Annotated in this window: 5 protein-coding genes; all 5 read right to left on the bottom strand. The window is 50.2% G+C overall.

Going from position 1 to position 5,815, the window contains the following annotated elements:
• Nucleotides 1-796 (bottom strand): UDP-N-acetylmuramate dehydrogenase (gene murB / locus Q0231_RS15700; protein ID WP_299349024.1); only part of this gene is annotated, 796 nt, incomplete at its 3' end.
• A complete protein-coding gene (gene murC / locus Q0231_RS15695) occupies nt 797-2,209 on the bottom strand; it encodes a UDP-N-acetylmuramate--L-alanine ligase (RefSeq protein ID WP_269393733.1) in 1,413 nt (470 codons plus the stop codon).
• Between the two features lie 12 nt (nt 2,210-2,221).
• Nucleotides 2,222-3,316, bottom strand: a complete 1,095-nt coding sequence (murG, locus tag Q0231_RS15690) for an undecaprenyldiphospho-muramoylpentapeptide beta-N-acetylglucosaminyltransferase (protein ID WP_299349020.1) — start codon at nt 3,314-3,316, stop codon at nt 2,222-2,224.
• Nucleotides 3,313-4,485 (bottom strand): FtsW/RodA/SpoVE family cell cycle protein, encoded by a 1,173-nt coding sequence (locus tag Q0231_RS15685; RefSeq protein ID WP_269393731.1) that lies wholly within the window; start codon nt 4,483-4,485, stop codon nt 3,313-3,315. Before Q0231_RS15685 ends, murG begins: the two co-directional genes overlap by 4 nt.
• A gap of 99 nt (nt 4,486-4,584) precedes the next feature.
• Complete coding sequence (mraY, locus tag Q0231_RS15680) at nt 4,585-5,670, bottom strand: phospho-N-acetylmuramoyl-pentapeptide-transferase (RefSeq protein WP_269393730.1); 1,086 nt, start codon at nt 5,668-5,670, stop codon at nt 4,585-4,587.
• Nucleotides 5,671-5,815 lie beyond the last annotated feature (145 nt).

The following is a 5,815-nucleotide window of genomic DNA, read 5'->3' as shown; positions in this document are numbered from 1 at the left end:
AGAAATTGCAGTGCAATTCAGACACTTGTGCGTTGCCAACTTGCAACCCACGACCACCCGCAGCATCAACCAATTTCCAGCTTGAGTGGCCTTCAGGGTTCTTAAAAGTCGACCCCCCAGTGCGCGAACGGGTAGGTTGTGAGCTTTCACGTTTTTCAGTGATTTCCTTCATCCGCGATTTGATATCGTCTGGATCCCCGGCAAAACCTTGATAGACAGCAGACGTGAAAATGATATCACGCGGTCCGTTGTTTTTCCGGTATCTGTAACCCATGTCTGCATTGGTCAGGGTCACCACTTCACCGTCACGCGTTATACCGCGCAACTCAACCATCCGGTCTTTCGTTTCGGTGCCATAACACCCAGCATTCATGTAAAGTGCGCCACCGATGCCACCAGGAATACCACGGTAAAACGTCAATCCATCTATACCTGCATCGGCTGCGGCGGTTGCCACCTTAACGTCGGGCAACGCAGTGCCAACACGCAATTTGTGGTCATCAAGAATTTCAACCGCGCCAAAGCCTTTGGCAGACAAGCGAATAACAACTCCATCTAGCCCACCATCCCGGATCAATAGGTTTGACGCTAAACCGATTACTGTGACTTTTATATCTTTTGGTAGATGCTTGAGAAAATATTGTAGATCTTCTTCGTCTTTGGGCTGGAAGAACAATTGGGCAGGCCCACCCACCCGAAACCATGTGATTTCGGATAACAACTGGTTGGGCACCAATCGGCCACGCACGCCATCAATCCAATCAGCAAATTGGGGCAAAAGGTCAGGAAAACTCATCTATTTATCTCCGATAAGAGCTTGAAGTTCACTTGGCAGCTTCGCCGCCCATTGTGTGATCGAGCCTGCCCCCAGACACACCACATAGTCCCCCTTATTCACCCGTGACGCTAGAATGGGCGCTAGGGCTTCTGGCCGATCAACAACCCGCGCATCGCGGTGGCCCTTGGCCCGAAGTCGCTCAACCAAACTCTCATGGCTAATGCCATCAATCGGCTGCTCCCCAGCTGCAAAAACAGGCGCCACCAGCACAGTATCCGCATCATTGAAACAGCTCGCAAATTCTTCAAACAAATCTTCTAAACGTGAATAACGATGCGGTTGCACCACAGCAATCACATCACCTTTGGCCGAAGCCCGCGCTGCCTTGAGCACGGATGAAATCTCAACTGGATGATGAGCGTAATCGTCAATCACCCGAGTACCCGCAACCTCACCCACAGTCGTGAAGCGACGCTTAACACCAGAGAAATTATCCAAACCGCTTCGAATGTCGTCCGCATCCACGTGCAATTGATGTGCAACAGCAATGGCCGCTGTCGCATTGAGCACATTGTAAATGCCCGGCATTGGCAAAACCAAATCCTTGATGGTTTCGCTCGTCCCCGCCAATCGGTCACGAATTTCGACCGTAAAAACAGATTTACCGTCTTTATTGCGCACGTCTTTTAACAGAACATCAGCTTGCGGATTTTGCCCATAGGTGATGATGCGACGGTCGGTAACTTTGCCGACCAAATCCTGAACCGTTGGGTGATCAAGACACATCACGGCAAAACCATAAAACGGCACATTTTCAACAAAGGTCAAAAAGGCGTTTTTGACCGCTTCAAAATCACCATAGTGGTCCAAATGCTCGGCATCCACGTTGGTCACTATCGCAACGTCAGCAGGCAATTTAACAAAGGTGCCATCGCTTTCGTCCGCTTCAACCACCATCCAATCGCCGTCGCCCAAACGCGCATTCGTGCCATAGGCATTAATGATACCGCCATTGATCACCGTGGGATCAACACCGCCAGCATCCAACAGGGTGGCAACCATAGATGTTGTTGTCGTTTTGCCGTGGGTTCCCCCAATAGCAATCGCATTTTTGAACCGCATGATTTCTGCAAGCATTTCAGCTCGACGAACGACAGGCAAAGAACGTGCTCGTGCCGCAACAAGCTCTGGGTTGTCAGACTTAATTGCAGACGAAATCACCACAACTGCAGCACTTTCGATATTTTCGGCACGCTGGCCAATGTCAACGTGAATACCTTTTTCTTGCAACCGTTGCACGTTGGGGTTCAGCGACAAATCGGAACCGCGCACTTCATAACCTTGGTTGTGCAGCACTTCAGCAATTCCGCTCATGCCTATGCCGCCAATTCCGACAAAATGCACCGGACCAATATTTTGTGGCATCTTCATTTTGATGCTCTCCTATTCTTCTTCATTGGCAGCGTCTTGCGCAACCAAAGCGAGCTTTGCCACAGCATCCTGCGTGGATAGCTTCTTGGCATTTTGCGCCATTGTTTTAAGCTTTTCGGGGTCACACAGAATTTTGGTGAGTTCGGTCGCTAGCAAATGGGGTGAAAGATTGCCCTGCTCTAGAATAACACCGCCCCCCACATCAACCATATTCTGTGCATTGTGCAATTGGTCTTGGTCCAACGAGCCTGGCAGCGGCACGTAAATAGCGGGTCGGCCGATCTGCGCAAGTTCAAAAATAGTGCTGGCTCCGGCCCTGCAAATCACCAAGTGCGCATTTGCAATTCTGCGGGGCAAATCTTTAAAGAAGGGCGCAAGCTCCACGTTCAAACGCGTTTCAGCGTAAACTGCCGTTGCCCGTTTCAAATCATCCGCCCGACATTGTTGCACCAAATGTATGCGAGAACGGAGTTGATCTGGAATGTTCATCATTGCACCTGGCAACATATCAGAGAACACTTGTGCCCCCTGCGAGCCCCCCGTGACCAAAACATTAATCGGCCCATCATCATGCAACGCGGGATAAGGTTTTTTTGCGGCCTCAACCACAAGATCACGTACGGGATTGCCCGTTACGATGCATTTGTCCTCAAATTTCTCAGCAAACTTTGTCATGTCAAAGCTCAACGCGATGATATCTGCAAATCGCGCGGTCGCCCTGTTGGCCCGACCTAAAACTGCATTCTGCTCGTGCAGCACTGTTGGAACGCCCCGCAGCGTTGCTGCAATAAGGGGGGGAAAGGTTGGATATCCACCAAACCCAATTACCGCATCAGGGTCTTCCCGTTTTAGAATGCCATAAGCTTTTGCAATGCCCTGCAATATGCTAATCCCAGCCTGAAACGCCTTTGCTGGCGCGCGCAAATTCGGCGTCGCTGCCGGAATAATATGTGTCTTTTCAGCCGGAAATTCCGCCACAAAACTGTTTGCGCGCTTGTCCGTCATCAGTTGAACAGTATGCCCGCGGCGCATTAGCTCGTGAGCAAGAGCTTGGGCTGGGAACAAATGTCCCCCCGACCCACCAGCAGAAACGATAAACTTACTCATGCGACCTCTTGTGCGGCGCCAACGCGAAACGCGGGCAATCCGGATTGAATTGTGTGTTCAGGCTTACGACGCGTCAGGCCCAGCAATATCCCCATGCCAAAAGCAATGGCGATCATGGACGTGCCGCCAGAAGATACAAATGGCAGTGTCATACCTTTTGGTGGGATGAGATTGAGGTTCACCAACAAATTGATACATGCTTGCATACCGAATTGAATGGCAATTGCGCTAACCGCCAGGCGTGAAAAAAGGTTTTGCTGCAATTGCGCCAAATACATGCAACGGGCCACAACAAACGCCATCAAAGCGACCAAACCAAGGCAGAACAAAATCCCAAACTCGCCCGCGGCGGCTGAGAAAACAAAATCCGCATGCGCATCGGGCAATGCACGCTTGGCCACGCCCTCGCCTGGCCCCAAACCAAACCAACCGCCCTCCAATAGGGATTGCAGCGCTTTTTCAACCTGATAATTGTCGCCCGTCTCTGGGTTCAAAAACGCGTCAAACCGCCGTGTCACGTGCGGAAACATAAAATAAGCGCCAGTGATGCCCGCGATTGAAAGGCCGCCCAACGTCAAAATCACCCACCATGAAATGCCTGAAATAAACAACAGGCCAGCCCACGTCAAAAGAACAAGTGCGGTCTGTCCAATATCGGGCTGCAAAAGCAATACGCCAACGATACCTGCAAGAATACCGAACGCCATCAAATGCCCCGGCATTTCTGGCGATTTCATCTGTTCAGATATCAACCAAGCAGCGATGATCGCAAATGCAGGTTTGACGAATTCAGATGGCTGAATAGAGAACCCCAACAGCGATATCCAACGTTGTGAACCCTTGATCTCTGTGCCAATAAACAGTGTGAGCACCATCAAAACGGACATGATGATGAGGACCGCCAACGCCAAACGTCGGGCGGGCCGCGAAGTCAAAAACGATCCTGCAATCAACACACCAATTGTTGGCACCAAAAAAATGATGTGCCGAACGGTAAAGTGCCATTCGTTTAAGCCAATGCGAACCGCAACCGCCGGGCTTGCCGCAAAAGACATCATCACCCCAGCAGCCAACAGCCCAATAAGCGCTGCCAACAACGGGCGGTCAACCGTCCACCACCACTCTGCTAAAGGGGTTTTTCGCTCTCTCGAAAACTCGCGTAAAAACATGTAGTTAACCGCACACCATTATTGGTCCTAAACTTGGTGTATAAAAATACACCAAATTTGGTTACCAACTCGCAACGATTTGAAAATTTTCAACGATGACTAGCGCAGTTTCAAGGAAGACAAACCAATCATTGCAAGCACAAAGGATATGATCCAGAAACGAATAACGATCTGGCTTTCTGTCCACCCCAAGTGCTCAAAGTGATGGTGAATCGGCGCCATTTTAAAAATTCGCTTGCCCGTCGTTTTAAACGAAATCACTTGCACAATGACCGAAACGGTCTCAAGGACAAACAACCCACCAATAATGCCCAACACGATCTCGTGCTTCGTCGCAACCGCAATTGCGCCCAACATACCGCCAAGGGCCAATGAGCCGGTGTCGCCCATAAAGATCGAGGCTGGCGGCGCGTTGAACCACAAGAACCCAAGCCCTGCGCCAATTAGTGCACCGCACAATACAGCAAGTTCACCGGTACCGGGCACAAAGTTAATCAATAGGTAATTTGAAAAGACTTCGTTACCCACCAAATAAGCAATCAATCCAAACGATCCTGCAGCAATCATCACAGGTACAATCGCCAATCCATCAAGCCCATCCGTAAGGTTTACCGAATTGCCCGCTGCAACAATGATAAACCCGCCAAAAACAACAAAGAAAATGCCTAAATCCACAGCGAAATCTTTGATGAAGGGAAAGGCGAGCGACGTGGAAAAAGGGGCTTCACCCATGGTTGAGACCGCATAACACGCGATTGCAGCAATAACGGATTCAAGCACCAACCGTTGCCGACCACCAAAGCCAGAGTTCGTGGCTTTGCTAACCTTTAGATAGTCATCATAAAACCCAATGGCACCAAACCCGGCTGTGACAAACAATACAATCCACACATAAGCGTTCGATAGATTTGCCCACAAAAGGGTAGATATCAGCACACTAACCAAGATCATTAGCCCCCCCATGGTGGGCGTGCCCTTTTTGGTAATCAGATGACTTTGCGGTCCATCCTCCCGGATGGGCTGACCGTGCCCTTGGCGCAACTTAAGGTGTGAAATGACCTGAGGGCCGAAAATAAACACGATAAACAGCGCAGTAATGGTCGCGCCACCGGTGCGAAAAGTCAGATACCGAAATACATTCAGCGCCGCAAACTGATCGCCAAATTCCTGCAAAAAATAGAACATGGAGTTCCCAACCCTGTAACTTGCCTAAATCGAAGAGTATCGTGTGCGTAGCGCTTCAACAACCGGACTTAGCTCTGTGCCTTTTGACCCTTTGATCATAACAACAGCGCCGGGGGCAAGAGCTTCGCCCAACAAATCTGCGATA

It is taken from the genome of uncultured Maritalea sp., assembly GCF_937139385.1.
GTDB classification, from domain to species: domain Bacteria; phylum Pseudomonadota; class Alphaproteobacteria; order Rhizobiales; family Devosiaceae; genus Maritalea; species Maritalea porphyrae_A.
This window is presented reverse-complemented; position numbering and strand designations above follow the sequence as displayed.

What these genes read in the sequence shown, in the direction of transcription:
- Q0231_RS15685 (WP_269393731.1), bottom strand. Translation starts at nt 4,485, where the DNA reads ATGTTTTTACGCGAGTTTTCGAGAGAGCGAAAAACCCCTTTAGCAGAG.
- murC (WP_269393733.1), bottom strand. Translation starts at nt 2,209, where the DNA reads ATGAAGATGCCACAAAATATTGGTCCGGTGCATTTTGTCGGAATTGGC.
- mraY (WP_269393730.1), bottom strand. Translation starts at nt 5,670, where the DNA reads ATGTTCTATTTTTTGCAGGAATTTGGCGATCAGTTTGCGGCGCTGAAT.
- murG (WP_299349020.1), bottom strand. Translation starts at nt 3,316, where the DNA reads ATGAGTAAGTTTATCGTTTCTGCTGGTGGGTCGGGGGGACATTTGTTC.